This is a genomic window from Nonomuraea turcica (genome assembly GCF_030718205.1).
Lineage (GTDB): Bacteria > Actinomycetota > Actinomycetes > Streptosporangiales > Streptosporangiaceae > Nonomuraea.
In genome coordinates, this window is record NZ_JAUZQF010000010.1 from 178,075 (window position 1) to 204,478 (window position 26,404).

At 70.4% G+C, this 26,404-nt stretch carries 28 protein-coding genes and 1 pseudogene; 15 read left to right on the top strand and 14 right to left on the bottom strand.

Translation table 11 applies throughout. The features are described from left to right. Positions 1-19 precede the first annotated feature (19 nt). Positions 20-967 (top strand): cation diffusion facilitator family transporter, encoded by a 948-nt coding sequence (locus tag Q9G87_RS26115; RefSeq protein WP_305919102.1) that lies wholly within the window; start codon positions 20-22, stop codon positions 965-967. Between the two features lie 75 nt (positions 968-1,042). Continuing rightward, positions 1,043-1,393, top strand: coding sequence for an ArsR/SmtB family transcription factor (locus Q9G87_RS26120; RefSeq protein WP_371825825.1), 351 nt, complete (start codon positions 1,043-1,045; stop codon positions 1,391-1,393). A 33-nt stretch (positions 1,394-1,426) separates the two neighbouring features. Here Q9G87_RS26120 and Q9G87_RS26125 read toward each other — a convergent pair whose 3' ends face one another. Beyond that, complete coding sequence (locus Q9G87_RS26125) at positions 1,427-1,654, bottom strand: hypothetical protein (protein WP_305919103.1); 228 nt, start codon at positions 1,652-1,654, stop codon at positions 1,427-1,429. Between the two features lie 234 nt (positions 1,655-1,888). Between Q9G87_RS26125 and Q9G87_RS26130 the strand changes: the two genes are divergently transcribed. Then, a complete protein-coding gene (locus Q9G87_RS26130) occupies positions 1,889-2,539 on the top strand; it encodes a spondin domain-containing protein (RefSeq protein ID WP_305919104.1) in 651 nt (216 codons plus the stop codon). Positions 2,540-2,606: 67 nt separating this feature from the next. On the opposite strand, the gene Q9G87_RS26135 is transcribed toward Q9G87_RS26130, so the two are convergent. Together Q9G87_RS26135 and Q9G87_RS26140 are read right to left on the bottom strand one after the other, a co-directional pair. After that, complete coding sequence (locus Q9G87_RS26135) at positions 2,607-3,257, bottom strand: response regulator (RefSeq protein ID WP_305919105.1); 651 nt, start codon at positions 3,255-3,257, stop codon at positions 2,607-2,609. Then, positions 3,254-4,492, bottom strand: a complete 1,239-nt coding sequence (locus tag Q9G87_RS26140; protein WP_305919106.1) for a sensor histidine kinase — start codon at positions 4,490-4,492, stop codon at positions 3,254-3,256. Before Q9G87_RS26140 ends, Q9G87_RS26135 begins: the two co-directional genes overlap by 4 nt. Positions 4,493-4,658: 166 nt before the next feature. Here Q9G87_RS26140 and Q9G87_RS26145 point away from each other — a divergent pair, with 166 nt between their 5' ends. The 4 genes from Q9G87_RS26145 to Q9G87_RS26160 all read left to right on the top strand — a co-directional run bounded on the left by Q9G87_RS26145 (position 4,659) and on the right by Q9G87_RS26160 (position 8,694). After that, a complete protein-coding gene (locus Q9G87_RS26145) occupies positions 4,659-4,817 on the top strand; it encodes a hypothetical protein (RefSeq protein WP_305919107.1) in 159 nt (52 codons plus the stop codon). A 4-nt stretch (positions 4,818-4,821) separates the two neighbouring features. Then, positions 4,822-5,514 (top strand): ABC transporter ATP-binding protein, encoded by a 693-nt coding sequence (locus tag Q9G87_RS26150; protein ID WP_305919108.1) that lies wholly within the window; start codon positions 4,822-4,824, stop codon positions 5,512-5,514. A gap of 8 nt (positions 5,515-5,522) precedes the next feature. Continuing rightward, positions 5,523-7,952: an ABC transporter permease gene (locus tag Q9G87_RS26155; RefSeq protein ID WP_305919109.1), complete on the top strand. Its 2,430-nt coding sequence runs from the start codon at positions 5,523-5,525 to the stop codon at positions 7,950-7,952. 136 nt (positions 7,953-8,088) lie between these two features. Beyond that, positions 8,089-8,694, top strand: coding sequence for a dihydrofolate reductase family protein (locus tag Q9G87_RS26160; RefSeq protein WP_305919110.1), 606 nt, complete (start codon positions 8,089-8,091; stop codon positions 8,692-8,694). 30 nt (positions 8,695-8,724) lie between these two features. Here Q9G87_RS26160 and Q9G87_RS26165 read toward each other — a convergent pair whose 3' ends face one another. Both Q9G87_RS26165 and Q9G87_RS26170 read right to left on the bottom strand, forming a co-directional pair. Next, positions 8,725-9,426, bottom strand: coding sequence for a cation transporter (locus Q9G87_RS26165; RefSeq protein WP_305919111.1), 702 nt, complete (start codon positions 9,424-9,426; stop codon positions 8,725-8,727). Continuing rightward, on the bottom strand, positions 9,423-9,845 hold the full coding sequence (locus tag Q9G87_RS26170) for an ArsR/SmtB family transcription factor (protein WP_305919112.1): 423 nt from the start codon (positions 9,843-9,845) through the stop codon (positions 9,423-9,425). The genes Q9G87_RS26165 and Q9G87_RS26170 overlap by 4 nt, the downstream gene beginning before the upstream one ends. 189 nt (positions 9,846-10,034) lie before the next feature. Here Q9G87_RS26170 and arsM point away from each other — a divergent pair, with 189 nt between their 5' ends. After that, the gene (gene arsM / locus Q9G87_RS26175; RefSeq protein ID WP_305919113.1) at positions 10,035-10,808 is read left to right on the top strand and encodes an arsenite methyltransferase; all 774 of its coding nucleotides are present in this window, start codon (positions 10,035-10,037) and stop codon (positions 10,806-10,808) included. Here the strand turns inward: arsM and Q9G87_RS26180 are convergent, their stop codons facing one another. From Q9G87_RS26180 to Q9G87_RS26190, 3 genes are all read right to left on the bottom strand, one after another. Continuing rightward, entirely contained in the window at positions 10,809-11,402 is a 594-nt protein-coding gene (locus Q9G87_RS26180; RefSeq protein ID WP_305919114.1) for a DUF305 domain-containing protein, read from the bottom strand. A 138-nt stretch (positions 11,403-11,540) separates the two neighbouring features. Beyond that, positions 11,541-12,299 carry an anti-sigma factor family protein gene (locus Q9G87_RS26185; RefSeq protein ID WP_305919115.1) on the bottom strand — a complete coding sequence of 253 codons (759 nt, stop codon included), beginning with the start codon at positions 12,297-12,299 and terminating at the stop codon, positions 11,541-11,543. Continuing rightward, the gene (locus tag Q9G87_RS26190; protein WP_305919116.1) at positions 12,286-12,699 is read right to left on the bottom strand and encodes a hypothetical protein; all 414 of its coding nucleotides are present in this window, start codon (positions 12,697-12,699) and stop codon (positions 12,286-12,288) included. Before Q9G87_RS26190 ends, Q9G87_RS26185 begins: the two co-directional genes overlap by 14 nt. 113 nt (positions 12,700-12,812) lie before the next feature. Between Q9G87_RS26190 and Q9G87_RS26195 the strand changes: the two genes are divergently transcribed. From Q9G87_RS26195 to Q9G87_RS26205, 3 genes are read left to right on the top strand one after another with little or no spacing between them, the layout of a single operon-like run. Continuing rightward, on the top strand, positions 12,813-13,316 hold the full coding sequence (locus Q9G87_RS26195) for an RNA polymerase sigma factor (RefSeq protein ID WP_305919117.1): 504 nt from the start codon (positions 12,813-12,815) through the stop codon (positions 13,314-13,316). After that, entirely contained in the window at positions 13,309-13,986 is a 678-nt protein-coding gene (locus Q9G87_RS26200) for a zf-HC2 domain-containing protein (RefSeq protein WP_305919118.1), read from the top strand. The genes Q9G87_RS26195 and Q9G87_RS26200 overlap by 8 nt, the downstream gene beginning before the upstream one ends. Then, positions 13,983-14,642 carry a dihydrofolate reductase family protein gene (locus Q9G87_RS26205; protein WP_305919119.1) on the top strand — a complete coding sequence of 220 codons (660 nt, stop codon included), beginning with the start codon at positions 13,983-13,985 and terminating at the stop codon, positions 14,640-14,642. Before Q9G87_RS26200 ends, Q9G87_RS26205 begins: the two co-directional genes overlap by 4 nt. Positions 14,643-14,680: 38 nt before the next feature. On the opposite strand, the gene Q9G87_RS26210 is transcribed toward Q9G87_RS26205, so the two are convergent. Beyond that, positions 14,681-16,213, bottom strand: coding sequence for a right-handed parallel beta-helix repeat-containing protein (locus Q9G87_RS26210; RefSeq protein ID WP_305919120.1), 1,533 nt, complete (start codon positions 16,211-16,213; stop codon positions 14,681-14,683). A 299-nt stretch (positions 16,214-16,512) separates the two neighbouring features. Here Q9G87_RS26210 and Q9G87_RS26215 point away from each other — a divergent pair, with 299 nt between their 5' ends. Next, on the top strand, positions 16,513-17,481 hold the full coding sequence (locus tag Q9G87_RS26215) for an RNA polymerase subunit sigma-70 (protein WP_305919121.1): 969 nt from the start codon (positions 16,513-16,515) through the stop codon (positions 17,479-17,481). An 84-nt stretch (positions 17,482-17,565) separates the two neighbouring features. Here the strand turns inward: Q9G87_RS26215 and Q9G87_RS26220 are convergent. The 4 genes and pseudogenes from Q9G87_RS26220 to Q9G87_RS26235 all read right to left on the bottom strand — a co-directional run. Then, a pseudogene (locus Q9G87_RS26220) lies at positions 17,566-18,129 on the bottom strand (dihydrofolate reductase family protein); the annotation flags it as partial. Positions 18,130-18,138: 9 nt separating this feature from the next. Then, positions 18,139-19,077 carry a sigma-70 family RNA polymerase sigma factor gene (locus tag Q9G87_RS26225; protein WP_305919122.1) on the bottom strand — a complete coding sequence of 313 codons (939 nt, stop codon included), beginning with the start codon at positions 19,075-19,077 and terminating at the stop codon, positions 18,139-18,141. 7 nt (positions 19,078-19,084) lie between these two features. Next, complete coding sequence (locus Q9G87_RS26230; RefSeq protein WP_305919123.1) at positions 19,085-19,579, bottom strand: hemerythrin domain-containing protein; 495 nt, start codon at positions 19,577-19,579, stop codon at positions 19,085-19,087. Positions 19,580-19,622: 43 nt separating this feature from the next. Continuing rightward, positions 19,623-19,877: a dsRBD fold-containing protein gene (locus tag Q9G87_RS26235; protein ID WP_305919124.1), complete on the bottom strand. Its 255-nt coding sequence runs from the start codon at positions 19,875-19,877 to the stop codon at positions 19,623-19,625. Between the two features lie 202 nt (positions 19,878-20,079). Here Q9G87_RS26235 and Q9G87_RS26240 point away from each other — a divergent pair, with 202 nt between their 5' ends. Together Q9G87_RS26240 and Q9G87_RS26245 are read left to right on the top strand one after the other, a co-directional pair. After that, the gene (locus Q9G87_RS26240; protein WP_305919125.1) at positions 20,080-22,032 is read left to right on the top strand and encodes a heparinase II/III domain-containing protein; all 1,953 of its coding nucleotides are present in this window, start codon (positions 20,080-20,082) and stop codon (positions 22,030-22,032) included. After that, positions 22,029-23,159 carry a substrate-binding domain-containing protein gene (locus Q9G87_RS26245; RefSeq protein WP_305919126.1) on the top strand — a complete coding sequence of 377 codons (1,131 nt, stop codon included), beginning with the start codon at positions 22,029-22,031 and terminating at the stop codon, positions 23,157-23,159. Before Q9G87_RS26240 ends, Q9G87_RS26245 begins: the two co-directional genes overlap by 4 nt. 85 nt (positions 23,160-23,244) lie before the next feature. Here Q9G87_RS26245 and Q9G87_RS26250 read toward each other — a convergent pair whose 3' ends face one another. Continuing rightward, on the bottom strand, positions 23,245-25,188 hold the full coding sequence (locus Q9G87_RS26250) for a DUF2264 domain-containing protein (RefSeq protein WP_305919127.1): 1,944 nt from the start codon (positions 25,186-25,188) through the stop codon (positions 23,245-23,247). A 186-nt stretch (positions 25,189-25,374) separates the two neighbouring features. Between Q9G87_RS26250 and Q9G87_RS26255 the strand changes: the two genes are divergently transcribed. Beyond that, a complete protein-coding gene (locus tag Q9G87_RS26255) occupies positions 25,375-26,382 on the top strand; it encodes a hydroxyacid dehydrogenase (protein WP_305919128.1) in 1,008 nt (335 codons plus the stop codon). The last annotated feature ends 22 nt before the right edge of the window (positions 26,383-26,404 follow it).

The following is a 26,404-nucleotide window of genomic DNA, read 5'->3' on the forward strand; positions in this document are numbered from 1 at the left end:
GGAACGGCTGCGTCATGTGGTGACGCCACACAGTCACGACGCGGCAGCCCGGACCGATCACGCACTGGAGACCAGCCGCCGCGGCATGCGCACCCTGGCGATCTCCTTCGCCGTGCTCACCGTCACCGCTCTCGCCCAAGTCGTGATCTTCACGATGTCGGGATCGGTGGCCCTGCTCGGTGACACCCTGCACAACTTCGCCGACGCCCTGACCGCCGTGCCCCTGGCGATCGCCTTCACGGTGGGCCGGCGCATGGCTTCGCGCCGGTTCACCTACGGGTACGGCAGAGCCGAGGACCTGGCCGGCATCGTCATCGTGCTGATCATCGCCGCCTCGGCGGGCCTGGCCGGATACGAGGCCGTCAAGCGCCTGATCAATCCACAAGACGTGGAGGCGCTCGGCTGGGTCGCCGCCGCAGGAGTGATCGGCTTCCTCGGCAACGAACTGGTGGCCCGCTACCGGATCAAGGTCGGCCGCGAGATCGGCTCCGCGGCGCTGGTCGCCGACGGCCTGCACGCCCGCACCGACGGCTTCACGTCACTGGCCGTGCTGCTCGGAGCAGCCGGAGTATGGGCCGGCTGGCCGTACGCCGACCCGATCATCGGCCTGCTCATCACCGTCGCGATCCTCTACGTGCTGCGTGACGCCGCCCGCGAGGTCTACCACCGGCTGATGGACGCCGTCGACCCCGCGCTGATCAGCAAGGCTGAGCAGATCGTCGCCGAAACCCCCGGCGTGCGCCGCGTCGGCTCCCTGCGCATGCGCTGGATCGGCCACTCCCTCCGCGCCGAGGTCGACATCGTGGTGAGCCATGAACTCTCCCTGGTCGAAGCGCACGCCGTAGCAGTGGAGGCCGAGCACCGGCTCATCCACGACCTACCGCGCCTGCGAGCCGCCACCGTGCACGCCGACCCCGACGGGCCCGACGGCACCGACCACCACGCCGTCCTGGTCATCCACCGGTAGATCACCTCACCTCGACCTTCGTTTCGACTGCGCTGCAGCCGCCGGAGGCTGCAGCGGCGGCTTTACGATGTGCTCATGAGCATGAGCGCGGCCCACGCAGATGCGCTGACCTCCCAGCAGAGGGGTGAGCGGTTCGAAGTCGCCGCGTCCGTTCTGGCCCTGCTCGCCGATCGCACACGATTGGCGCTGCTGAGCCGGTTGAGTGTCGGCGAAGCCGATGTCACCACCCTCACCGAGGCCATCGGGGCCTCTCGCCCCTCTGTCAGCCAGCACCTGGCCAAGCTCCGGCTCGCCGGCCTGGTGGCCGCCCGCAAGGACGGGCGCCACGTGGTTTACTCCCTCCACCATGGACACCTCCGCCGCCTGGTCGAGGAGTCGCTGAACGTCGCCGACCACCAGATCGGGTCACTGCCGCCGCATGACTGAGCGGCACGCTCTACGCCCGCCGGCGCGGCAGCGTCACACGCTTGGGCCGAACGGCAGGCCCTTCTCGGCCTTGGCCACGCAGTCCGGGCACACCGGCAGGTCCACCGACCGAGCCACGGCCTCCGGCGTGGCCGGACGCATCGTCCCCAGGACGGTGAAGCCCGGCGGGAGCCCGGTCGCCAGATCCACCAGGAACGTCGTCACCTCCGCGGGGTCGTAGTCGAACTCCCGCTTGCACGCGTAGCAGCGACCGGTCTCCATAGGCCCGCCTTTCCGTAGGCAGCCAGCCTACGTCGGCAGCCAGTCCGAACTCTTGGCCTTCACCGCCGGCGCCCGTGTCCCGAGCCGGCGAGTCGGCGAGTCGGAAGGCCGGCGGCTGTGACGCGGCACGTGCCGTAATGGCCCGTAATCACCAGGTAAGCCATGCGTAAGATCTTGAAGGCAGATATGGCCATAACGTCCTGTGCGTCACATCCACCCGAAGGAGCACATGTGATGCGCCCTGTCCAACTGTTCGCAGGCCTGACCGCCCTCTGCGCCGGTATGGTCGCCCTGCCTGCCGCCGCACAGGCGAAACCCATGACGACGTGGACGGTGAAGATCCAAAACCTGACGCCGCCGGGATCTCAGCCGCTGTCACCACCCGTGGTGGTCGTCCACTCGCCCAGCGTCCATGTCTGGCAACTCGGCCGGTTTGCCAGCCGCGGCGTCGCCGCGGTGGCCGAGGACGGCGACGCGCCGACGCTGATCAAGGAGATCTCCAAGCGGCCCGGCGTGCGTGACGCGTTCGCCCCGGCCAGCGCTCCGATCGCACCGGGCCAGAGTGCGACGTTCCAGGTCAAGGTACGGCCAGGCGACCGAATCAGCGTCGTCAGCATGCTCGTCAACACCAACGACGGCTTCACCGGCGTGGACGCGTTGCGGCCCCGGCCGGGCTCGATCCGGACCATGGCCTACGACGCGGGCAGCGAGAAGAACCTCGAGACCAAGGCCACCATCCCCGGTCCCTGCTGCGGCAACCCGATGGTGCGTGCGCCCGAGAGGAGGCCGATCAGCAAGCACAAGGGGATCATGGCCTGTGGTGACCTGGACCGCGAGACCTACGGCTGGACCGGCCCGGTCGCCAAGCTGACCTTCGCGAGTTGACGATCCAGGCGCCGACCGAGGAAGACTCCGGCCGTGCCACACCGGGGACAGCCGTTGCGTCCGTTGTCTACGGCCGGTTGAGGCCGGTCTCGTAGGCGAAGATCACGGCCTGGATGCGGTCGCGGAGGCCGAGTTTCATCAGGATGCGCTTGACGTGCGTCCTGATCGTCGACTCCTCGACGAGGAGTGCGGCGGCGATCTCTCGATTGGACAGGCCACGCGAAATGAGCCCGAGGACCTCCCGCTCGCGTGGTGTCAGCCCCTCGAGCTTGGCCTGATCGCTGAGGTCGGGAACCGGCTGGCGGGCCATGCGGTCGATCACGCGACGGGTGACCGACGGGGACAGCAGTGAGTCGCCGGCGGCGACGGTGTGCACGGCGGCGATCAGGTCCTCGGGCCGGGTGCGTTTGAGCAGGAAACCGGAGGCGCCGGCGCGCAGGGCGCCGAAGATGTAGTCGTCCTGTTCGAAGGTGGTGAGGATCAGGACCTTCGTGTCAGGGGCGATCCTGGACAGCTCGCGGGTGGCGGCGATGCCGTCCATGTCGGGCATGCGTACGTCCATCAGGACGACGTCGGGCGCGAGTCTGCGGGTCCGGTCGACGGCTTCCCGTCCGGTCGACGCCTGGCCGACGATCTCGATGGCGGGATCGGCGGTGAGAAGCTCGGCGAGCCCGGCACGCATCAGGTCGTCGTCGTCTGCGATCAGCACCCGCGTCACGCGTGGTGACCCCTGTCGGGAAGCGAGGCGTGGAGCCGGAACGTGCCGCCCGCCTGCTCGGTGTCGAGGCTGCCGCCGAGCAGGCGGGCGCGCTCGAGCATGCCGATCAGTCCATGTCCTCCGCCGGATCGGGGTGTGCCCCCGGCGCGCACCGGGTTGGTGACGGTGAGCTCGACCGTCGCCTCCCTGAACATGATCTCGACCGTAGCACTGCCGGTTCCATGGCGGGCGGCGTTGGTGAGGGCCTCCTGGAGGATCCGGTAGACGGTTCGATCAGCGGTGGCGGCGAGGGGCCGGGGTCGGCCCGCGGATGTGAGCATGACCTCGAGTCCGGTCGCGGTGTGGCGGGCGATCAGTGTGTCGAGCGAGGCGAGTCCGGGTGGCACCTCCACGGCGCCGTTCGCCGGGGTGGGCTCGCGGAGCGTGCCGACGACCTGATCGATCTCCGCCGCTGTCTGCCGGGCGAGCTCTTCGATCGTCTCCAGGGCGCGGAGCGAACGATCCGGGTCCTGGTGGTGGCGCAGCCGGGCGGCGCCGGCCCGGACAGCGATCAGGCTGATCGCGTGGCCGGCCGCATCGTGCAGGTCGCGGGCGATCCTGGCGCGTTCTTCTGCGACGGCGAGCTGACGGTCGCGTTCGGCCTGCTGGGCGGTGAGCAGGGCGCGCTGTTCAAGGACGGCCATCTGCTCGCGCCGCAGGCGGGTCCGCTCGCCGGCGAACCACGCGACGGCCCAGGCGAGGCCGGTGTGGAGGAGCTCGAGCCAGGGGAAGCCGGCCTGCGCGACGGCGGCTGCGCTCACATACGCCGCGAAGACGCCCACGACGATGCCGGTGGTGCGCATGGTCCACGGCGCGGCACGATCGCGGCTCGCGGCGAGCAGGTAGAGCGCCACCGTGGGGGCGAGCGTCACGGCGGCGGGGCCGAGTATCGCGGCCGCGGGACCTCCTATCGGCTGGTCCGGGTAGCCGATGCCGGCCATCGCCACGCTCGCCGCCGCGGTCGCCAGGAAGACGCCGAGAGTGAAGCGCCGCCAGAGGAGAAGGGGCAGCGCCGAGAACGTCGCGAGCACGGCGCCGATCAGGTCGAGGTCGTGCGCACTGAGGTGAGCGGCACCGCCGTGGCTGAGCCTGGCCAGCGAGGCGGCCAGGACGAGGGCCGTGATGGCGGCGTCGAGGATCGTTCGCGAGCTCGGCCGGGTCGCGAAAAGGCTGCGGGCGGTGGTTGTCGATGGCATAGGCCCTGCGAGCGTAACGCCTGCGCCGGTGGCCGGTCGTCGCCCTGCGGGGGGATCCGTGTGGACGCGATGGGGACGGACGAGTTCCTCTCGCGGGGCGTTTCGCGCGTTCTGGATGATCCGTAGCTTGACGACACGTGACACAGGACAACGTGAGGACGCCCACATGAGCGAGTCCGGTATGCCGCGGTGGGTGAAGGTGCTGGTGCTCGTCGCGGTCATCGTGATCGTGCTGCTCATCGCCGTGATGCTGCTGGGTGTCGGTGGCGGTGGGCACACGCCCATGCGCCATGGCGCGCCCGGCCTCTCGTACGAGGAGGTCTGAGGCCATGGAACGCGTGATTCACCTCAGCGATGTGCTCAAGACATACCCGTTGAGCGCGGGCGAGGTCGTCGCCGTCGACCATCTCGACCTGGAGATCGGGGTGGGCGAGTTCGTCGCGATCGTGGGGCGGTCGGGCAGCGGCAAGACGACGCTGCTCAACCTGCTGGCCGGCATCGACCGCCCCACGTCGGGGACGGTCCGGGCAGCAGGCGCAGATCTCGGCGCGCTGTCGGAGTCCGGGCTGGCCGCCTGGCGGGGCGCCAATGTGGGGCTGGTCTTCCAGTTCTTCCAGCTGCTGCCGACACTGACCGTCGCGGAGAACGTGATGCTGCCGATGGACTTCGCCGGGAAGATCCCGATCGGTGAGCGGCGGGACCGGGCCGTGCGGTTGCTCACGCAGGTCGGCATCGGCGACCAGGCCGACAAGCTGCCCGCCACGTTGTCGGGCGGACAGCAGCAGCGTGCGGCGATCGCCCGGGCCCTGGCCAACGATCCGCCGCTGCTGCTGGCCGACGAGCCGACGGGCAACCTCGACTCCGCCACCGCGGATGCCGTGCTGAAGCTGTTCGCCGACCTGAACGGCGAAGGACGGACCATCGTCGTGGTCACGCACGAACGCGACATCCGCTCGATCGTGGGCCGCGAGATCACGCTCGTGGACGGCCGTGTCGTCAGTGACGAGGGGGTCAGGAAATGAGTGGGCTGATGACGGTCAAGCTGCGCCGGGATCTGCGCGCGGCCTGGCCGCGGTTCGTGCTGATGGTGATCGCGATCGCGGTCAGCCTGACGGTGTTCGGAGGCGTGCTCAATGCGTGGTCGGCCATTGGAAGGGAGACCAGCGGCGCGTACATGAGCACCGAGCCCGCCTCAGCGACGATCGTTCTCGACCGTGATCTCGCCCCCCAGCGGATGGCGGCGATCGCGGCCCAGGCACGAGAGCAGCCGGGGGTGCTCGAGGCCACGGCGCGCGCCCAGTTCGACGGCGAGATCGAGGTCAACGGCCGCAAGCTGGACGTCGCGCTGCAGGTCTTCGTGGCCGCGCCCGACGACCCGATGCGGATGGTCAAGTTCGACGTGGGGCAGGCAGGCAGCTGGCCACCGGCGCCCGGCGAGATCCTCATCGGACAGGATTCCCTCGGCCTGCTGGGCGTGGCGGTCGGCGACACGATGACCGTCACGCCCCCGAGCGGCGATCCCGTACGGCTGCGCGTGGCGGGAACGGTGTACGACCCCAGCCTCGCCCCCTCACCCCAGGAACAAAGGGGGCACGCCTACCTGTCCACCGCATCGCTGTCCACGCCCGGACTCGACCAGTTGAAGATCCAAGTCGCCGATCCGGGCACGACGGAGCCGAGCCGGGACCGCGATGCGGTGGTCGCCGTGGCGGGCGCGGTCAGCACGTGGCTGCAGCGCGAACACGGCCTGGCGATCAGCGAGATCCAGGTTCCCGAGCCGTACGCGCACCCGCACCAGTGGCAGGCCGACGTGCTGCTGTTGTCGCTGCTGGCCGGCGGCGCCGCCGCGCTGCTGCTGTCCACGGTCCTGGTGGCGAACATGCTCAACAACCTGTTCACCCAGCAGATCCCGCAGATCGGCATCATGAAGGCGATCGGCGCGGGGGCCGGCCGGATCGCCCGGCTCTACGCGGCGATGACGTTGTCGGTGGCCGCGGCGGCCACGCTGCTGGCGTTCGGGCCCGCCGTTTTCCTTGGCCAGGACCGGCTCAAGGGCCTGCTCGAGATGCTCGGCGTCCAGCCGGTCAGCCTGGCCGCTCCTTGGTGGAGCTACGCGATCATGCTCGCCGTCGGCCTCGGCCTCCCGCCGCTGATGGCTCTGGTGCCGCTGGTCAAAGCCAGTCGCATCACCGTACGCGCGGCCATCGACCATCACGGGCTCGCAGCCAAGGCGAGTTCGGCAACCGGTGTCCTGGCCCGGTTGAGCCGCCTGCGCCGTCTCGACCGCGGCCTGCTGATGGCGCTGCGCAACACCGTCAGGCGGCCGGCCCGATTCTGGTTGTGCGTCGGACTTCTGGCCGGGGCGGGCACGGTGTTCGTTTCCGGGATGTCCCTGAGCTCCGGCACGCAGGCGGTCGAGGAGGAGAAGCAGGCGCTGCGCTACTGGGACGTCGAGGTGAAACTGGCCGGCCTCACTGAGGCGGACACCGTCGCCGGCGCGGTCGGGCGCGTGCCCGCCGTGGCCAGGGTGGAGACGTGGCAACGGGTCCAGGTCGGCATCGCCGCCCAAGGGCGGCTACCCGTCACCCGTACCTATCCCGACCAGGGTCACGGCAGCATCGCGTTGAACACGCTGATCGCTGGCCGCCCGGCGCCGCGACTGTTGGAGGGACGCTGGCTGAACCCGGGTGAGACCGGCGCGGTGGTGCTCAACCAGAGCGTCCGCGCCAAGACCGTCCCCGGACTGGGGGCGGGTGACAACGTCCTGCTGTTCATCGAGGGCAAGCCCACCACGTGGCGCCTGGCCGGCATCGTCGAGGAACGGGAGGGAGCCGGTGGCGGCGTCTACACCACAGCCGAGGGCCTCGCCGCCGCCACCGGGCAGCCGCAGCGGGTCAACCAGGTCCGCGTCATCACCGGCAGCCACGACGAGCCCACGCGCGACGCGGTCGCCGCCTCCGCCCGTACGGCACTCGCGGGCGCCGGCGTCACGGTGGAATCCGCGGCGTCGATCAGCAGGGCCGAGGCCGCCTCGGCAGGCCACCTGGGCCCTGTGCTCCTGGTGCTGCTGGGGATCGCCGTGCCGCTCGGAGTGCTCGGCGGCATCGGGCTGGCCTCCACGATGAGCACCAACGTCCTCGATCGGATCCGGGAGTTCGGCGTCATGCACGCCATCGGAGCACGCCCCAGAGCCGTCCGCCGCGTCGTGGTCGCCGAAGGCGTCTTCCTCGCGCTCACCAGCTGCGTGCTGGCGATCCTGCCGACGCTCGGGCTCACCGCGGTCCTGGGCGCCGGGCTGGGCAACCTCTTCAACAACGCGCCGCTGCCGTACCGGATCTCCGGTCTCGCGGTCGCCGTCTGGCTCGTGCTGGTGATCCTCGGCGCCGCGCTGGCCACCGACGCGGCGGCGACCCGGGCCTCCCGCATCACGGTACGAGAAGCCCTCGCCTACACAGGATGACAACGCCGATCCCCAAGGAACCGTCGAAACCTGACCGGAGGGAGACCTTAAGCGATCCGTAAGCAGGTCCCGCGAGGCTATAAGCACATCAGATCGGCCGGGCCGGACAGCCCAGCCCCTTCCTTGGAGGACCAGCATGAGGACGATCGCCGCAAACCTGTTCATCTCACTCGACGGGGTCATCGAGGACCCGCAGGACTGGCATTTCCCCTACTTCAACGACGAGATGGGCGCCGCCGTGACGGAGCAGATGGCCGACACCCTGCTCCTGGGACGCAAGACCTATGACAGCTTCGCCGGAGCATGGCCGGAGCGGGAGGCCGAGGGCGGCGAGGACGCGGGCTTCGCGAAGACGCTCGGCGACGCACGGAAGATCGTCGTGTCGCGCCAGCCTCTGGAGTTCACCTGGCGGAACTCCGAGCTGCTCCAGGGCGACCTGGTGGAGGCCGTGACCGCGTTGAAGAGCGAGCAGGGCGGCCGCATCGCCATGAGCGGCTCGGTCTCGGTGGTCCGCCAGCTGCTGACCGCGGGGCTGCTGGACGAACTGCACCTGCTGGTGCATCCGATCGCCGTCCGCAAGGGCGAGCGCCTGTTCGACGAGGGCGACAACCCCATCCCTCTGGAGCTGATCAAGTCCGAGACGTTCACGACCGGTGTGCTGTACCTGGTCTACCGGCCTGCCAAGGCGGCCGGCGACGTTTCCTACGACGACGCCAAGGGCCACCTGTCCCAGGGCGAGTAGCAGGGCGAGTCCTTGCCGCGGGCCTTTCGATTATTCGGCCTCGCGGGTAGGCGAGCAGCACCCGTCGTGGGCAGTGCTGCTGGAGGCGGCGGCGGCCGGGACGGCGCAGCAGGCGTCCCCCCGCCAGGCCTCTCGGCCCTCCTTGACCGCGACGGCGGCGATGACCAGGGCGGCGATCGGGTCGGCCCAGGACCAGCCGAACAGGCTGTTGAGCGCCAGCCCGACGAGGAGCACGCCGGACAGGTAGGTGCACAGCAGAGTCTGCTTGGAGTCGGCGACGGCGGAGGCGGAGCCGAGTTCGCGGCCGGCGCGGCGCTGCGCCTGCGACAGGAACGGCATGACGACCAGCGACAGGGCGGCCAGGATCAGGCCCGCCGTGGAGTGCTCGGCCGCACCGACGCCGAGCAGCGCTCGGACGGCGTCGAAGGTGACGTACGCGGCCAGCGCGAAGAAGGAAATGGCGATGACGCGCAGCGCCGCCCGTTCCCGCCTCTCGTGGTCGGCGGTGGAAAACTGCCAGGCCACCGCGGCGGCGGAGGCGACCTCGACGATCGAGTCGAGGCCGAAGCCGATAAGGGCGGCCGAAGAGGCGATCGTGCCGGCGGTGATGGCCACCGCGGCTTCGATCACGTTGTAGGTGATGGTGGCGGCCACCAGCAGCCGGACGCGGCGCTGCAGCAGCGCGCGCCGTGCCGGGGACGAGCCCAGGCCGGGCAGGTTGACCGCGGTCATGCGACCGCCTCCCCCGCCGGCTGCCCGCGGTGGTCGCCGGTGACGCCGATCGGGCGGGCGGCGCCCGGGGCCGGACAGAGCGTGACCGCGTGGCCGGTGGCGGCCAGCAGTTGCTCGGCCGAGGCGAGCAGGTCCATCAGCTCGGGCCTGGTGAGGGAGTAGAAGGACTGGCGGCCTTCGGCGCGATAGTCGACCAGGTGGCAGTCGCGCAGGCAGGCCAGGTGCTTGGAGATGGTCGACTGGGCCAGGCCCAGCTCGGCGACGAGGTCCACCACCCGGGCTTCGCCGCGGGCCAGCCGTTGCACGATGCGCAGCCGGTTCTGATCGGCCAGGGAGTGGAACAGCGCGGCCGCCGGGGGGATGCCGGCGGCAATGTCGGCGCCGACGCAGGGGCCGGCATTAGCACTATTAATCGCCATAGAGCGATAATAGTTTGCTATCGGAATATCATCAAGCGACGCGATCGGTCCGGCTTCTGATTCGACAGACTTCTATATTGACATGTCTCTAATCAGAGCGGGATGCTTGTTTCGATAGACATCGACACAAGTCGGCGCCGCCGTTCCGGTCAGGCGTCAGCCCGGATCAGTTTCAGACGGGAGCCTGTGATGAGCGAGCAGTCCGTTCAGCTGCGCGAGCAGGTACGGGAGCGGTACGCGGCGGCCGCGACGGCGGTCACGGCCGGCGGAGCCGCCTGTTGCGGTCCGCAAGAGATCGAAGAGGGCTTCGGCGCGGCCCTGTACGCCGCCGACGAGCGAGCGGGCCTGCCCGCCGAGGCGGTGGCGGCCTCACTGGGCTGCGGCAACCCCACGGCGGTCGCCGAGTTGCGCGAGGGCGAGCGGGTGCTGGATCTGGGCTCGGGCGGCGGCATCGACGTGCTGCTGTCCGCCCGCCGGGTAGGCCCGGCCGGTAAGGCGTATGGGCTGGACATGACCGAGGAGATGCTCGCCCTGGCGCGCGCGAACGCCGCCAGGGCGGGCGCGGCGAACGTGGAGTTCCTCAAGGGCGCGATCGAGTCCATCCCGCTGCCGGCCGCCAGCGTGGATGTGGTCATCTCCAACTGCGTCATCAACCTGTCGGTGGACAAGGACGCGGTGTTCGCCGAGACCTTCCGGGTGCTGGTGCCCGGCGGCCGCCTCGGCGTCTCCGACGTCGTCGCCGACGACGCCCTCACCCCGGCCCAGCGGGCCGAGCGCGGCGACTACGCCGGCTGCATCGCCGGCGCCCTGTCGTTCGCCGAATACCGGGCCGGGCTGCGGGCGGCCGGGTTCACCGGCATCACCATCACCTCCACCCACCAGGTCGCCGACGGCATGCACTCGGCCATCGTCCGCGCCGTCAAGCCCGCCGAGACCGGCCAGGGCGTCCCGGCGACCGATTGATCAGAGCCGGTCGAGGATCTTCCGCAGCTGCTCCACCTCGGTCTGCTGCGTGGTCTCGATCGTCTTGGCCAGCTCCTTGGCCTGCGGGTTGGAGCCGTCGGCCTGCTCAGTGCGGGCCATCTCGATCGCGCCCTTGTGATGGGCGATCATCTGCTCGGTGAACAGCTTGTCGAATCGCTTGCCCTTGGCCGCCTCGAGCTTCTTCATGTCCTGCGCGGACATCATGCCCGGCATGCCGTGCCCCATGTGCCCTTCAGGGTCGGACTCGGGCTTGCCCCACTCGGTCAGCCAGCCTCTCATGGTCCGGATCTCCGGATCCTGCTCCGCCTTGATCTTGGCCGCGAGCTCCTTGATCTCCGGGTCGCTCGCCCGCGTCGCGGCCAGGTCGGCCATGTCGACCGCCTGCTCGTGATGCGGGATCATCATCCGCGCGAACGTGACGTCCGCGTCGTTGAAGGCAGCCGACGGCGAAGCGCCTGTGGCGGTAATGGCAGGGGCGCTGCTGCCCACCTTCTGGTGTCCGGCCATCGAGTCGCTCGTGCCGCCGCAGGCGGTGGGCAGGGCGAGCGCCCCTGCGGCAACGATGACGGACATGGTGCGGTTGATATGCATGGTTGCTTGGTCTCTCGGTCGTGTCGGGACTGCCGGCCTGATCGCGGACAGCCTCGGAGCCCGTCCGCGTGAGCATCGGCCTATGTGCGTACACCGAGAGACATGGCAGGTGTGAGCTTACTAAAGGACGGTCTTGCGGAGCTGGGCCACCTCGGCCCGGCAGTCCGCGCACTCCCTCAGATGCGCTCGCACGGCAGCCATCTCAACCGGTCCGAGAAGGTCCAGGACGTACGCGCCGAGCGCGGTCGGGTCGTGCCGCACGGACCATCCCGGCCAGAGCCGGAAGGCCACCGTCCGATCGAGACGGCCGCCCAGGTGCATGGCGCGCCAGACACCCCGGTACCCGGGCAGCAGCCCCGCCGCGACCAGCACGTGTCCGGCGATCAGCAGCGTCGCCAGGTACGTCGCCCAGACATGGATCCTGACCAGCACCGCGAACACCGGCCCTCCGTGCAACAGGCCCATGCCCGCACCGCTGGTGAGCAGGGCCAGCAGGGTCCCGGCCAGCGCGAGGTTGAGGACCCGCTGGCCGGGATCGAAGTGCCCCTCGTGGTGACCGAACCGGCCGGTGAAGAGCGCTGCGGGCCAGCGTACGAACCATTCCAGATCACCCCTGCGGAAGCGCACCGATTCGGTGACGAACGTCCGGATGGCGCGGCGCCCGAACGCGACCGCCACCAGGACGAGCACCGCGAGCGCCCAGCCGAGCCAGGTGTGCAGGACGGTGTCGGGCAGCCGGGTCAGCCACACGAGCGGGCTGGGGTCGCCCTCCCTGCCCGCCAGCAGCCACCAGCCGGTGCCGAGCAGCCCCAGCGTCGTCAGGTAGACGCCCGCATGGAACCATCTGGTCCTGCGGTCATAGCGCTCAGTAGTAGTCATTGCCGGAGCTCTGCGTCGGCGAGGGATCCTGGCCGCCCCCTGTCACGTTCACCGTGAGCTCGGCCGAGGCGCCCGCAGGCGAATGGTCGGCGTTCTGCAGCGTAACCCCCACCGTGTGCTCGCCCGGCGGCAGCCCGGCGATCTGGAACGGCGAGGCCGTGACGACGGTGTAGTCATCGGTGTGCCCGTCGGTGAACACGTGGACATGGTGCTTGCCGGATTCCGGTGGGCCGATCTCCACGCTGGTGGTGAACTCCAGGGAGAACGTCCCGGCGACGTCGGCGTTGTTCGCCGGGCCGGTGATGGTCACGGTCGCGGAGCCGTCGGCGCCTGTCGCGCCGGCCGTGCTGCACCCCGCGAGCAACATGCTCGCGGCGAGAGCGAGAAGGATTTTTCTCATGCCGGTTGTACGGGTGGCGGCCCGCCCCGGGATTCACCTCGGTGAAGCCAGAATGGTGATCCTTACCGTAGTACCGACTGTGGGCACTTTCGGATGAATCGCTCCTGGCCGGGATGGCGTCGGGCGACACGCAGGCCGCCACCACGCTCGTACGCCGCTATCAGGCCAGGGTGTTCGGCCTTGCCAGAACCATCGTGGGAGAGGCGGCGTTGGCGGAGGAGGTCGCGCAGGAGACCTTCGTGCGAGCATGGCGGCACGCGGCTGCCTACGATGCCAGGCGTGGTGCCGTACCGACCTGGCTGCTCACGATCACGCGCAATCTCGCCATCGACGCGCTGCGGCTCCGGCGCGAGCTGCCGGTCGATCCGCAGGCGCTGCTCACGCGGCTGATGTCCGCGGAGAGTACCGAAGACGCGCCGCGTGATGAGGAGTTCGTCCGCCGGGCGCTGCGCATGCTGCCACAGGAGCAGGCCAGGGCCATCGCCCTCACCGTGTTCTACGGACTGACCAGCAAGGAGGTGGCGCAGGTCGAGAGCATACCGCTGGGCACCGCCAAGACCCGCCTGCGCAGAGGGCTGGCCAAGCTCCGTGAACAGTTGGAGGTGAACGATGACTGAGCGGCCGGAATGTGAAGGGATCCGCGAGGCGATCCCGGAACTCGCCGCCGGCGCCCTCGCCGGCGACGAGCGCGCCGACGTGCTGCGCCATCTGTCGGGCTGCGCCGCCTGTCGCAGGGAGCTGGAGCAGGCCACCCAGGTGGTGGACGCGCTCACCACGCTGGCCCCCGCGGAGGAGCCGCCCGCCGCCTTCGAGTCCGCCGTGCTCGCCCGCATCAGCGGGGGACGCCCGCGCCATCGATGGCGGCCGATCGGGATGCATCTGCTCACGGCAGCGATCGTCGCCGCGCTGGTGGGCGGGGGCGTGTGGGGGGCCACCGGCCCGGACCGCCGGCTCGCGGAGAGCTACCGGGAGACGCTCGCCATCGCCGACGGGCGCTACCTCACCGCCGCGGTGCTCTATGCCGGCCAGCGGCGAGTGGGCCACGCGTTCGCCTATCAAGGGTCACCGAGCTGGATCTTCCTCACCGTCGAGGCGGCCGGAGACTCCGGCTCCTATCAGGCCACGCTGGCCGGCAGGGACGGCGCCTGGAGCGACCTCGGCCAGGTCACCGTCTCCAGCGGGCGGGCTTCGTGGGGCACCACCGTGCCGACGCCCATCGCGGAGATCGACCGGGTCGTGCTGCGGAAAGCCGGCTCCCCCGATGTCATCGCCGTCTTCGCGCGATGAGAGTCACTTGCGAGACGGGATCTACCGGCGTGTGCTTCGCTGAAGCCCGATCTCATCCCGCAAGCAAAGGCAACGAGGAGGAGGTTGGCGGTGGGCAGGATCGTAGTCACCGATTCATCTCGCTCGACGGCGTGGTGGAGGCCCCCGGCGGTGAGGACTTCAAGCACCGCAACTGGAGCTTCGCCTTCGACCGCGGCGAGGACGGCGACCAGTTCAAGCTGGACGAGGCGCTGGCGGCCGAGGTGCTGCTGATCGGCCGCAGGACCTATGAGAGCTTCGCCGACGCCTGGCCGAAGTACACAGGTCCCTTGGCCGACAAGTACAACAGCATGCCCAAGTACGTGGTCTCGAGCACCCTGACCGACCCCCAGTGGAACAACACCCACGTGATCGCGGGCGACGTGGTCGGGGAGGTGACCAAGCTGAAGGAGCAGGTGGACGGTGAGATCCAGATCCCCGGCAGCATCCGGCTCGTGCAGGAGCTGATCGAGAACGACCTCGTCGACGAGATCCACCTGATGACCTTCCCGGTCATCCTCGGCACCGGCAGGCGCCTGCTCGGGGAGACCACCGACAAGACGACGTGGAAGCTGACCGAGTCGAGGACGGTCGGCGAGGGCATCCCGATCACGATCTTCCAGCAGGCCGGCCGATAAGCCTTGCCGCTTCTGAGGGCCGGACGCGAGGGAGGTTGTCAGAGCCGGGCTCCGACGTCGGCGCCGTTGGCGGGGCGTAGGAAGGTGGAGGTGCGGATCGAGCCGTCGGCGTTGCGCGGCCCCGTGATGATGCTCGGGTCGGTGCTAGCGAACGACCAGCTGCCGCCGAGGTTCCACGAGTTGCCGGTGCCGCTGGAGTTGGCGCCCAGTGACACGTTGGCGCCGTTGGCGACGGCGAGGTTCTTGGTCAGCGTCGCGTCGGCGTCGGCGAAGTCGAAGCCGGTGCCGGGGTTGTCCCAGGCGGTGCAGTGGTCGATCACCATCTGGCCGGGGTTGGCGTTGTCGATGAAACCACCGGTGGCGTTGTCCCATGCCATGCTGTTGCGGACCACGTGTGCCGCCGGCAGATCCTCGTCTCCCCCGCCGAGCTTGAACCCGTTGCCGTCACCGGTGTAGTCGGGCAGGTTCCAGCGGTTGAAGCCGTTGCCGTAGGCGATGCTGTTCTCCACCGTCACCGGGGACAGGAACTCCCAGAAGTCCAGTCCGTCGTCGGAGTTGTTCCACAACCTGGCGCCGCGCACCACATTGCCGGTGCCGGAGCCCTCCTTGATGGCCAGGCCGTCGGCGCTCTCCCCGTTGTTGCGGGGATCGCGGTTGCCGTACGCGTCCAGGTTGATGATCTGGTTGTTGCTGGACACGCCCTGGAGGTGCAGGCCGCTTTCGTAGTTGTCCCGCGTGATGAGACGTTCGAAGACATTGTTGTTGGTGTCGAGGCCGAAGACGGCGTACGGGCCGTTGATGATCTCCAGGCCGATCAGCCGCCAGTAATCGCCCTCGATGTGAATGGCCCCGCGCTCCGGGCGCGGGATGCTGCCATCGACCGGGGCCGGGGTGTGCGGCATGTTCTCGCCGTCGATGACGACGCGCTCCCCGTTGTAGGTGGTCATCGTGATGGGGGCGCTCGCGGTGCCGTTCTTCAGCAGCTGGATGTTGGTGCTCGGCGCGTACGTGCCGCCGCGGAGGAGGATCGTGTGCCCGGGCTGCGCTAGGTCGACCGCGCGCTGGATCGTCCGCAGCGGTTGGGCCAGGGTGCCGGCGTTGCTGTCGTTGCCGTTGGTCGCGACGTAGAGCGTGGTGCCCGGCGGTGTCGTGCCGTCGGTGGTGACGTCGATGAAGTCGATGTTCGGCAGGCCGCCGGAGGCCGTCGGGCTGAACCGGATCGTGTTGCTCCCGGAGCTCACCGAAACGCTCACCGTCTTCGTGACCCACGTCGACCACGCGCCGGTCCCCTCGAACGACACCGACTGCACGGTCGAACCGTTGACCATCAAGGTAGCGGGCCGGCTCGTCGTGGTCCCGTTGGCGAAGCGGACCGCCACCGTCGCGGCGCCCGCGGCCGGCGCGTTCACCGTGAACTGCGCCGCCGCGCCCACCGCGTTGGCGGCGTTGCAGAAACCGGTCCCCGAGTAGCCGGAATGATTGGAGTCGATGGTGCCGTCGCACGTCGCGGGGGCGGTCTCCGCCTCATAGCGGGTGGTCGCCGCCGCCGCCGTGGCAGCGGGTAATGCCACGAACGCACCGGCTGCCAGGGCGGCGCATGCGATGAACGGTCTCAGTCTCATCATCCTTCTCCAAGGGTCACCGACGTACGGTAAGCGCTTTCCAAACGCGTGGGAGGAGTGAAGCACAGGGGGTCGACGGCGAGAAGCCCTCAAGGGCGGCGCGACCTCCCGGTTCGTCATCCGGCCAGGTCAAGCCGCCTGCCCAGCACCTGCTCGAGTTGCAGGTGCGCGGTGAAAGTTTCATGGCCGGCGCCGCACTCATCAGCGATCGGCCGGTTTTTGTCGCAGAGCGCCGCTACCGTGAGGGCGTGGCTGCCACCGAGACGAAACAGGCCGCGCCGACGCTCCTCGCCGCGGCTCAGGCGGGTGATTCCGGGGCCTTCGCCGACCTGGTCGCGCCCCACCGGCAGAGCCTGCATCTGCACTGCTACCGCATGCTCGCCTCGGTGGAGGAAGCCGAGGAGGCGCTGCAGGAGACGCTGCTGCGCGCATGGCGCTCTCTGGGCGGCTACCAGGAGCGGGCGCCGCTGCTGCACTGGCTCCACCGCATCGCCACCACCACCTGTCTGAAGGCCATCACCGCGCGCGGGCGCAGACCGGCGACCTTGGCGGAGGTCTCGCACCTGCAGCCCTACCCCGACCGGCTGCTCGACCGCGTCGACCCGGCCGACGCGGTCGAGCTGCGCGAAAGCGTGCGGCTGGCGTTCGTCGCCGCCCTGCAACTGCTGCCCGCGACCCAGCGCGCGGTGCTCATCCTGCGCGAGGTGTTGTGCTGGAGCTCCGCGGAGGTGGCCGAGTTCCTCGATTCCAGCGTGCCGGCGGTCAACAGCGCGTTGCAACGGGCGCGGGCGACCCTGCGCTCGGCCGATCCGCCGCGACAGCCGACGTTGGAGGCCTACGACCGAGAGATCGCCGAACGGTTCATCGCCTCCTGGCGGCACCTCGACCTCGACGCGCTGGCGGCGCTGCTACGCGAGGACGCGATCTTGCGCATGCCGCCCGAGCCGGTCGAGATCGTCGGCCGGGACGCCGTCTGCCGATTCTTCGCCACCACCCCAGCGGAGGGCCGGCTGGATCGCATCCACCTGGTCGCGACCGCCGCGAACGGGCAGCCGGCGCTGGCCGCCTACCTACCGGACGCCACCGACACGTGCCAGGGCTACGGCATCATGGTCCTCACCACGACCCCGGCGGGCATCGCCGAGATCACCGGGTTCCCCGACCAGGCCCTGTTCGAATGGTTCGGCCTGCCGCAGGAGTCTGCGCTCCTCCGGTGAGCCGCCCCGCCTTACGCCTGATGCGCGGCCGGCGTCTCCTCCAGGGTGGGGTGGCCGGCCGTACCGCGCGAGGACCGCGGCGCCGGACTGCTCTACTGAGCGGCACTCCAGGTGTGTGGCCGGGCCGTCGGCAGGAAAGAGCCGGTCGCCGGCGCCGAGGATCGTGGGGAAGGTCAGGAGCCGATACTCATCGATCAGGTCCGCGGCCATCAGCGCGCGCACGACGCTCAGGCTGCCGGTGATGATCACATCGCGCTGCTCGCGCTTCACGGTGTCGAGGAGGTCTCCGTCGATGACCTGGGAGTTCACCCACGCCGACGGGTCGGTCAGCGTACGGGAGGCGACCAGCTTCGGCACGGCGTTCATCCGCGCCGAGAACGGGTCGTCGCGCCCGGGCCAGATCCGGGAGAACACCTGCCAGGTCGTGCGCCCCAGCAGCATGACCCCCTCGTCCAGGGTGCTGCCCAGCCGGAACTTGTCGCCGGCGACAGCCTCGGGACCGTGCCGGAACGCCCAGCCGCCGTTCAGCGTGCCTCCGGACCCGTCAGGGTCGGACACGATCCCGTCCAGGGTGATGAACTGGATGACGATGACGCTCACGATGGGTGTCCCTTTCGCTCGGTGCTCACCCGTACGTACCGGCGGCATCGGCCCGGCTCATCGCGCCTTGCGAAACTCCTCGGAAGAAATTCGCTCGGGCAGGTCGAACGCCTGGAACACGCGTGGATCGGCGAACACGACGTTGTGCGCGACCCGGCCACCGGTGACCGTCAAGACCTGGAGCGTGTGCAGCCGCTGCCCGCCGCCGGGCTCCGGCGCATACGCGGCGAGCGTGGGCTGCCCGTTGGCGGTGAGCCGGCGCATGGCCCAGCCCGGCCCCCACATCTCGAACACGCGGTCCATGAACAGGCCGTAGTCGCGGCTCCCCCGATACCACAGCGGCACCGGCGGCATCTCCATGATCGCATCGTCGGTGAGGAGCCGCACGAGCCCGGGGACGTCGGCCGCTTCGAAGGCCCGCATGTACCGCTGGATCACCGCGCGCACCTCGGGATCGTCCGGCTCGGCGACCTCGCCGACGTCACCGGCATCCGCGAGGGCGGCGCGGGCCCGCTGCAGTGCGCTGTTGACGGCCGTGACCGTGGTCTCCAGCTGCGTGGCGACCTCTGCGGCGCTGAACTCCAGCACCTCGCGGAGCACGAGCACGGCACGCTGCCGCGGCGGCAGGACCTGCATCGCCGCCACCAGCGCCAGCCGCAGGTCGGCCCGCGCCCCCACGTCGAACCGCGCGTCAGGGAACGGCTGCAGCCACGGGATGTCGAGCGCCGGCGTCAGCGGCGCCCCGGGGTCGTCGCTCGGCGCTCCCAGCCCGGACGGCAACGGCCGGCGCGCACGCCCCTCCAACGCGGTCAGGCACGCGTTGGTCGCGATCCGGTACAGCCAGGTCCGTACGGAGGCACGCGTGTGGTCGTACCGGTCGCGGGCCTTCCACGCGCGCAGCATCGTCTCCTGCACCAGGTCCTCGGCCTCGTGAAACGAACCCAGCATCCGATAGCAGTAGGCCACCAGTTCGCCCCGGTAAGGCTCGAATTCCATGAGCCCATCATGGTGCATCCCTGTTCCGCGCGGCTCCCGACCGCCGGCCGAGCGGCGCCATGTTCTTGGCCCTCGTCACCTGGCCGCCCAATTCCAGGAGCTGGGCCTCGGAACAGGCCTGCCGCAGCCGCGGGAACAGGTCGTTCTCCTGCTCCCGCACGTGGTGGCGGATCTGGCCCATCAGCCGCTCCAGCGTCGGCCAGAATGCCGTGTCGGACGACTCCAGCCCTTCCAACTGCTTCATCGTCCGCTCGGCGGCGGCGTGCTCGGCGATCTCCGCATCCGCCAGCGCGTCGCCGCCCGGGACGTGCTCGCGCACCGCCGGGTACAGGTACGCCTCCTCCGCCACCGAGTGGCGCACCAGTTCGATGACCACCTGCTCCGCCAGGGTCTCGGCCTTCTCGTCGATCCGGCCGACCATATGCTCCAGCCGGCTGAACAGCTCCTCGACCTCGCGGTGGTCGGCGACCAGGACCGCGATCACATCCTGTTGTTCGCTCATCGGCGGGCTCCTTCGACCGGGATCAAGTCGCGGATCAGGGACGTCAGGTCGCCGATCGGACGTTCTCGCGGACGTCCTTGGTCGCCACGCCCAGCAGTTTGCCGGTCAGATCGATCAGTGCGCGGCCCACGGCCAGTTCTTCACCGATCTGCGGCGCGGGCGGGTCAGCCGGATTGCGGTGAGCTTCGCCGCACCCGGTCAACCGCACGTCGGCTGGGCTGGTCAAAGTGACGTACGCGGTGGCAAGATCGCCGGTCTCGGCGATGTCGATCTGAATGGACCATTGTCTGTCGGCCATGGGTCTCACCTCACTGGTACCTCACTGTCGCGCTACCCCAGGTCATGTGGGCAAACGCGGCTCGCCGAGGTAGCCGGGCAGCGCGGCGCCCGCCGAACGCCCGCTCGCGAGCGGCGTTCCGATCAATAGGCCCAGGAAAGCCTAATTTGATTCAACTTCGATCACTTTCGATCGCTACTATGGGGGCGTCGCGAGGAGGACCATGACGAACACTGCAACCGGCTCCGCGGGCTGGCGGACGGAGAGCGGACCGGCGGAAGACGGGGCGGTCGGTCCTCTGCGTACCGTCTGGGGGGCCGCGATGTCGCCGGAGGCCCTGGTCCGCAGCCTGCTGCCGGCTGAGGCGGCGCTGCCGGTCCCACCGGCGGGGGACGCCGCCTGGGATCAGATCCGCAGGTCCGGCGCGCTGGCCGCCGTACGGGAGCGGGCGGAGGCAGAGCTGGGCACGCCCTGGCCGCAGCCGCTGGCCTCGCAGTACGCGCGTTACTTCCGTGACGGCAACCGCACCCGCTACGAGAGCCAGGTGTTCGAGCGCCAGGACCGGCTGACCCGGGCAGTGCTCATGGCGGCGAGCGGCGAGGCGGGCGGTGAGCAGAAGTGGCTGGACGAGGCCGCCGACGGGATCGTGCAGTTGTGTGAGCAGAGCTCGTGGTGCTGGCCGGCGCACGAGGACACCTGCCGGCCCCGTGGCACGGTCCTGCCCGATGTGGCGACACCCTGCCTCGACCTCGGCGCCGCCGACGTCGCCGCCCAGCTGGCGTGGGCCGACCAGGCTCTCGGCGACCGGCTGGCGGAGCGCTATCCCGGGTTGCGCGAACGCGTGCGGGCGGAAGTGCGCGTGCGGGTGCTCGACCCGTTCGTCCAGCGGCGCGACTGGCACTGGCTGGGCCTGGACGGCGATGTGCACAACTGGTGCCCGTGGATCTGCGGCAACGTGCTCGTCGCCGCGCTGCGCCTGGCCGAGCCTGGGTGGGAGCGGGCCTGCCAGGTCGCCTGGGCGGTGGCGGGCCTCGATCGTTACCTCACGGCGCTGCCGGCCGACGGCTCCGTCGATGAAGGTTATGAATACTGGTGGAACGGGGCATGCCGGGCGCTCGAGGCGCTCGACCTCCTGGAGCACGCCACGTCGGGGCGGCTCGACGCGGCGGACGTCCCGGTCGTGCGGGAGACGGTCCGGTTCCCGCACCGCATGCATCTGGGCGGGCCGTGGTATCTGAACCTCGCCGACGCGCGGGCTCGGCCGCCGGCCGACCGGCCGTGGCAGGTGCTGCACCGCTGGGCTCGCCGGCTCGGCGAAGTGGACGCCCGCCGGCACGCGGAGTCGCAGCGTACGCCGGGGATCCGCGCCTCCGCCGAGCTCGGGCGGGCGCTCTGCGAGCTGGCCGATGACGCGTGGCAGCACGCCGAGCGCGGCGAGCCGCCTCTCGTGGCCGGGGTCTGGCTGCCGGGGACGCAGGTCGGCCTCGCGCGTACGGCGGGCGGGACGGCGCGCGGTCTCGCGCTCGCGGTCAAGGGCGGGCACAACGGGGAGCACCACAACCACAACGACGTCGGGTCCGTGGTCGTCGCCGTGGACGGGGTTCCCGTGCTGGTCGACGCGGGGCGGCCGACGTACACGGCGCAGACGTTCGGGCCGGACCGTTATGCGATCTGGACGATGCAGAGCACCTGGCACAACGTTCCCGAGGTGCGGGGCGCCGCGCAGGGGCAGGGGCACGGGTTCCGGGCCCGCGACGTGCAGGTGGTGGACGAGCCCGGCCGGTTCGAGGTGCGGCTGGACCTGGCCGCCGCCTACCCCGTACCCGAGCTCGAGCGTTGGTGGCGGACGGCGTCGCTCGATCGGCGCGCGTCACGCGTGACGATCGGGGACTCCTGGAGCTTCACCGGGGACGGCGACCCGAGCGTGCTGCATTTCCTGCTGAACGGGCAAGTGGAGCAGCCGTCCGCCGGGCAGGTCGTCGTCCGGCCGCCGGACGGCGCGCGGGCGGTGCGCCTCGCGTGGGACCCTGAGGTCGCGGCGGCCGTGCTCACCGTCCGCATGCTGGAGGACCCCATGCTCTCCGAGGTGTGGGGCGAGCGGCTGACCAGGCTGGAGCTGCGCCTGCCCGGCACGGCGCGGGGCGCTTTCGAGGTCCGCGTGGGGGTGGGGGAATGACCGTGTCCGATTCGCCGGGAGCGCTGCCGGACGAGCGCCGCGCCCAGATGGTGGAGTTGCTGCGCCGACGCGGCGTGGTGCGCGTCAGCGAGTTGGCGACCGAGCTGGACGTCTCGGCCATCACGATCCGGCGCGACATCGCGCTGCTCTCGTCCCAGGGACTCATCCGCCGGGTACGCGGCGGCGCCGTGCTCCACGACGGGCCGGTGGCCGAGACGCTCGCCGGCGCCACGGAACCGGAGGACTCGCGGGCGCCCGACGCGGCCCACGCGGAGGAGCCGCAGGTCACGATCGGCATGGTAGTGCCGTCGTTGAACTATTACTGGCCGGACGTGATCCGCGGGGTCCGTGAAGCCGCCGCGGCGGCCGGCGCACGCGTCATCCTGCGTGGCGCCACCTACCGGGCCACCGACGAGCGCCGCCACCTCTCCCGGCTGGTCGAGGCGGTGGGCGTGGACGGCCTCCTGGTCGCGCCCACCACGACCGGCGACGAAGGGAAGGAGCTGGTGCGGTGGCTGCAGGAAGCCGACATGCCCATGGTGCTCATCGAGCGCACCGCCGCCTCCGGTTCTTACCACGAGGCGATGGAGTCGGTGGTCAGCGATCATGCGCTCGGAGCCGGGATGGCCGTGCGGCACCTGGTCGAGCTCGGCCACCGGCGGGTCGGGCTGGTCACCACCATCCGGAGCCCCACCAGCCCGCACGTGCGGCGCGGCTGGCGGCAGGCGTGCGAGGAGTTCGGCCTGCCGCTGGACGACACCCTGGACTTCAACACGGTCGATCAGTTCCATCCCGAGTGGCCCAGGACGGTCGAGAATGTGATCGACCAATGCGTCGACTCTGGGACGACGGCGCTGCTCATCCACTCGGACCCGGAGGCGATCGACCTGGTCGAACGTTGCCAGGAGCGCGGCATCCGCGTGCCCGGCGATCTCGCCATCGTGACCTACGACGACGAGGTGGCCGAGTTGTGCGACCCGCCGTTGACCGCTGTCCGCCCGCCCAAGACGGCCATCGGGCGGGCGGCCTTCGGGCTGCTCGCCGAGCGCCTGACCGACCCGGAGCGCCCCACCCACCGCATGGTCATCGAGCCACGCCTGATCGTGCGCTCGTCCTCGGCGTCATGAGCATGCCACGCCTGATCGTGCGCTCGTCCTCGGCGTCATGAGCATGCCACGCCTGATCGTGCGCTCGTCCTCGGGGTCGTAGCGTTCACGGTCCGCTGGGCGCGACGGACGTGTCCAGGAGGTCGTCCGTCCCGTCCGGCCAGGTCACACGGGCGAGCGCCGGGCCGTCCCAGGACAGGACCGGCGACCGGTCCGGCTCCTGACCACCGAGGAACACCGCCACGTCGTACCAGATGTCCGGCCGCGCCGGCGCGGTGGTGGCGCACCAGGGCACGAGCGTCCACGGTGCGAGCGGCGAGCAGTCCTGGGCGGAGAGCACACCGCACAGGTCCAGCCCTGGTCCCGCCATGACGCGCGCGTGCATGGTGCCGTTCGACACGGCGGGCAGGTCGCCCTGGACGGGGTCGGCGGCGGGGAGCGGCCATCCGCCGACACGCAGCCGGCCGGGCTCCACCCCGGTGGCCCGCACCCGGACCAGGCGCAGCTCCCAGGGCCCGCGCACGGCGGAGAGCAGCTCCAGCCACGGCCCCAGGCGTACCGTCCCTGGCCGCCCGTAACCGTGGTCCCCGCGAGCCTCGCCCTCCGGGGTGACCCAGTGGGCCTGCCAGCGTGAGGCCCCGATCGCCGTTCCCGAGGGGAGGCGGTCGAGGAGGAGTGTCTCGAATCCCGTGCGGTGGCTCGGCCGCCCGTCCTCGTCCAGGAGCACGACCGACTGGTCGAAGGGGTCGGCGGCGTGCTCACCTGCGAGCGCGGGCGAGGTGGCAGTCGAATAGCCCAGCCGCGCGTACAGGGGCGAGTCGGTCAGGTGCGTCCCCGGGTGGGAGTGGTCGGTGCCGTGGTTGATCACCCGTACGACGCCGTCGCCCCGGGTGCCGCTGACCAGCCAGCCCGGCGCGCGGACGACTCGCTGGTAGTCGCCGGACTCGATCGGCAGCGGCTCCTCCACGGCCGTCCACACCGGATGGTCGGCAGGCAGGGACAGGCCGAAGAAGCCCTTGGCCGCCCAGTACGGCGAGCCGGGCCCGGAGTAGGACTGGGCGATCGGGGGCCAGGCTCCGTGCCAGCCCAGGGTCAGGACTCCGTCCTCGTCCGGCGCCCCGCGTTCGGTGAAGTGGCGGGCGATGCCGGAGGCGGCGCGGCGCAGCAACCCGGGGCCCGGCGTGGCGATCCCCGCCCGGGCGCCGGTCCAGAACTGGGTGGCGGCGGCGAACCGGTAGGTCAGGCTGCGTCCCTGGACCAGCGGGGATCCGTCCGCGCCGACGAGGTGGACGGCGTCGTGCAGGTAGCGTTCGAGCCGCTCCAGGTAGAGCGGTCGCCGTGAATCCGCCGCCGGATCCCCGGCCGCCATCTCGCTCCACATCAGCGGATAGAACTGCAGCGCCCATCCGGCGTAATGGTCATAGGCGCGCTCGGCGCCGTCGGCGTACCAGCCATCCTCCCTGGCGAAGCCGTCGGTGAACGCGAGGCCTTCCTCGATGTCCTTGCGCTCGAAGGGACCCCCGACGGAGGCGAGGAACTGCTCGACCACGATCTGGAACCAGATCCAGTTGATCGGCGGGTAGTCCGAGCCGATCGCGGGCGCGAGGTAGTCGACGACCTGCTCCTGCACGATCGGGTCGAGCCGGTCCCACAACCACGGCCTCGTCAGGTGGAGCACCAGTGCGAGGGACGCGGCCTCGACCTTCGCCTGGCCGTGCTCGTCGAGGCGCACCCAGCGCTCGGGTGAGCGGGGGTCCGTGCCGGTGGCAAGGCCCTGCGCGTACCACTCCATCAGGCCGAGCGGATCATGCCCGCCCTCGCCCGCGACCCGGAACCCGGCCGCCAGGAACGTGCGCGCGAAGCCTTCCAGCGCGTCGACGTCGGGCCCGTACCCGCCCGGCGGGCCGGGGAAGGAGATCCGGGCATGGGACGCCGAGGCGTACCGCCGGGCGGACAGGAGGAGATGGTCGGCGAGTGCCGCCCAGTGGTTCCTGGTCCATCCGGTGTGGGGCGAGAGCCGCAGGTCGTCGAACTCCCGCAGCATGAGCATGGGTCCTCCTGGCCGTGATCGCGCACGTTAACGTCTCCGTTTCGTACCATGCCGAACGCTCTTTGGTACGAGACCGATCAATATCGATCAGATAACGTGATCGTTCTGATTAACGAGGTATTGACGTGATTGTAATGATCAGACATGATCAGCGGCACTGGTAAGCGCTTGCCCGGAAGGACACTGGTGAGACGACCCCCTGCCCTGCTGGTCATGGACCCCGCGAAGTTCAGCGTGCAGTTCCACGAGCCGCAGCTTCGCCGGTTGCACGACCTGGTCGAGGTGGGCGATCCGATCGTGACCGCGGACCTCGACGCACCCTCCGTGCGCCGCCGGTTGCGCGACGTCGAGGTGCTGGTGACTTCGTGGGGCTGCCCGCCGCTGACGACCGAGCGGCTGGCCGACGCGCCACGGCTGCGGGCGATCTTTCACTGCGCGGGCACGGTCCGCACGTTCGTCACCGACGAGGTGTGGCGGCGCGGGATCCTCGTCACCAACGCCGCCGACGAGAACGCGATCCCGGTGGCCGAGTTCACCCTTGCGGCGGTGATCTTCGCCGGGAAGAAGGCTCCGTTCCTCGCCCAGGACGCCCGCCGGCTGCGCGCGGACTGGTCCTACTCCGCCGGTCGCGGGGAGCTGACCAACCGCGGGCGCACGATCGGCGTCGTCGGCTTCTCCCGGGTGGGGCGCCGGGTCGTCGACCGGCTCCGCAGTCTGGAGGTGGACGTCCTCGTCGCCGATCCCTATGCCGACCCGGCCGCGGTGAGCGCGCTGGGCGCCCGGCTGCTCCCGCTGCCCGAGTTGCTGCCGCGTTGTGACGTGCTCACGCTGCACGTCCCGGAGCTGCCGTCCACCCAGCACCTCATCGGAGCGCCCGAACTCGCCCTGCTGCGTGACGGGACCACCATCATCAACACCGCGCGCGGCGCCGTCCTGGACACCGCGGCCCTGGAGCGGGAGTGCGCCCAAGGCCGGCTCGACGCGATCCTCGACGTCACCGACCCCGAGCCCCTGCCCGCCACCTCACTGCTGTACGACCTGCCCAATGTCATGATCACCCCCCACATCGCCGGATCTCTGGGATCGGAGACCCGGCGGATGAGTGAGAGCGCGCTCGACGAGCTCGAACGCTACCTGTCCGGTCAGCCGCCCCGCGCGGCCGTGACCCCCGACGACTTCATGGTGAGCGCCTGAGCCCTGAGACCGGCTCAATCGA

What these genes read in the sequence shown, in the direction of transcription:
- Q9G87_RS26190 (WP_305919116.1), bottom strand. Translation starts at nt 12,699, where the DNA reads ATGAGAAAAATCCTTCTCGCTCTCGCCGCGAGCATGTTGCTCGCGGGG.
- Q9G87_RS26120 (WP_371825825.1), top strand. Translation starts at nt 1,043, where the DNA reads ATGAGCATGAGCGCGGCCCACGCAGATGCGCTGACCTCCCAGCAGAGG.
- Q9G87_RS26240 (WP_305919125.1), top strand. Translation starts at nt 20,080, where the DNA reads ATGACGAACACTGCAACCGGCTCCGCGGGCTGGCGGACGGAGAGCGGA.
- Q9G87_RS26130 (WP_305919104.1), top strand. Translation starts at nt 1,889, where the DNA reads ATGCGCCCTGTCCAACTGTTCGCAGGCCTGACCGCCCTCTGCGCCGGT.
- Q9G87_RS26155 (WP_305919109.1), top strand. Translation starts at nt 5,523, where the DNA reads ATGACGGTCAAGCTGCGCCGGGATCTGCGCGCGGCCTGGCCGCGGTTC.
- Q9G87_RS26165 (WP_305919111.1), bottom strand. Translation starts at nt 9,426, where the DNA reads ATGACCGCGGTCAACCTGCCCGGCCTGGGCTCGTCCCCGGCACGGCGC.
- Q9G87_RS26200 (WP_305919118.1), top strand. Translation starts at nt 13,309, where the DNA reads ATGACTGAGCGGCCGGAATGTGAAGGGATCCGCGAGGCGATCCCGGAA.
- Q9G87_RS26230 (WP_305919123.1), bottom strand. Translation starts at nt 19,579, where the DNA reads ATGAGCGAACAACAGGATGTGATCGCGGTCCTGGTCGCCGACCACCGC.
- Q9G87_RS26235 (WP_305919124.1), bottom strand. Translation starts at nt 19,877, where the DNA reads ATGGCCGACAGACAATGGTCCATTCAGATCGACATCGCCGAGACCGGC.
- Q9G87_RS26150 (WP_305919108.1), top strand. Translation starts at nt 4,822, where the DNA reads ATGGAACGCGTGATTCACCTCAGCGATGTGCTCAAGACATACCCGTTG.
- Q9G87_RS26195 (WP_305919117.1), top strand. Translation starts at nt 12,813, where the DNA reads ATGGCGTCGGGCGACACGCAGGCCGCCACCACGCTCGTACGCCGCTAT.
- Q9G87_RS26250 (WP_305919127.1), bottom strand. Translation starts at nt 25,188, where the DNA reads ATGCTCATGCTGCGGGAGTTCGACGACCTGCGGCTCTCGCCCCACACC.
- Q9G87_RS26245 (WP_305919126.1), top strand. Translation starts at nt 22,029, where the DNA reads ATGACCGTGTCCGATTCGCCGGGAGCGCTGCCGGACGAGCGCCGCGCC.
- Q9G87_RS26180 (WP_305919114.1), bottom strand. Translation starts at nt 11,402, where the DNA reads ATGTCCGTCATCGTTGCCGCAGGGGCGCTCGCCCTGCCCACCGCCTGC.
- Q9G87_RS26145 (WP_305919107.1), top strand. Translation starts at nt 4,659, where the DNA reads ATGAGCGAGTCCGGTATGCCGCGGTGGGTGAAGGTGCTGGTGCTCGTC.
- Q9G87_RS26185 (WP_305919115.1), bottom strand. Translation starts at nt 12,299, where the DNA reads ATGACTACTACTGAGCGCTATGACCGCAGGACCAGATGGTTCCATGCG.
- arsM (WP_305919113.1), top strand. Translation starts at nt 10,035, where the DNA reads ATGAGCGAGCAGTCCGTTCAGCTGCGCGAGCAGGTACGGGAGCGGTAC.
- Q9G87_RS26160 (WP_305919110.1), top strand. Translation starts at nt 8,089, where the DNA reads ATGAGGACGATCGCCGCAAACCTGTTCATCTCACTCGACGGGGTCATC.
- Q9G87_RS26170 (WP_305919112.1), bottom strand. Translation starts at nt 9,845, where the DNA reads ATGGCGATTAATAGTGCTAATGCCGGCCCCTGCGTCGGCGCCGACATT.
- Q9G87_RS26125 (WP_305919103.1), bottom strand. Translation starts at nt 1,654, where the DNA reads ATGGAGACCGGTCGCTGCTACGCGTGCAAGCGGGAGTTCGACTACGAC.
- Q9G87_RS26225 (WP_305919122.1), bottom strand. Translation starts at nt 19,077, where the DNA reads ATGGAATTCGAGCCTTACCGGGGCGAACTGGTGGCCTACTGCTATCGG.
- Q9G87_RS26205 (WP_305919119.1), top strand. Translation starts at nt 13,983, where the DNA reads ATGAGAGTCACTTGCGAGACGGGATCTACCGGCGTGTGCTTCGCTGAA.
- Q9G87_RS26140 (WP_305919106.1), bottom strand. Translation starts at nt 4,492, where the DNA reads ATGCCATCGACAACCACCGCCCGCAGCCTTTTCGCGACCCGGCCGAGC.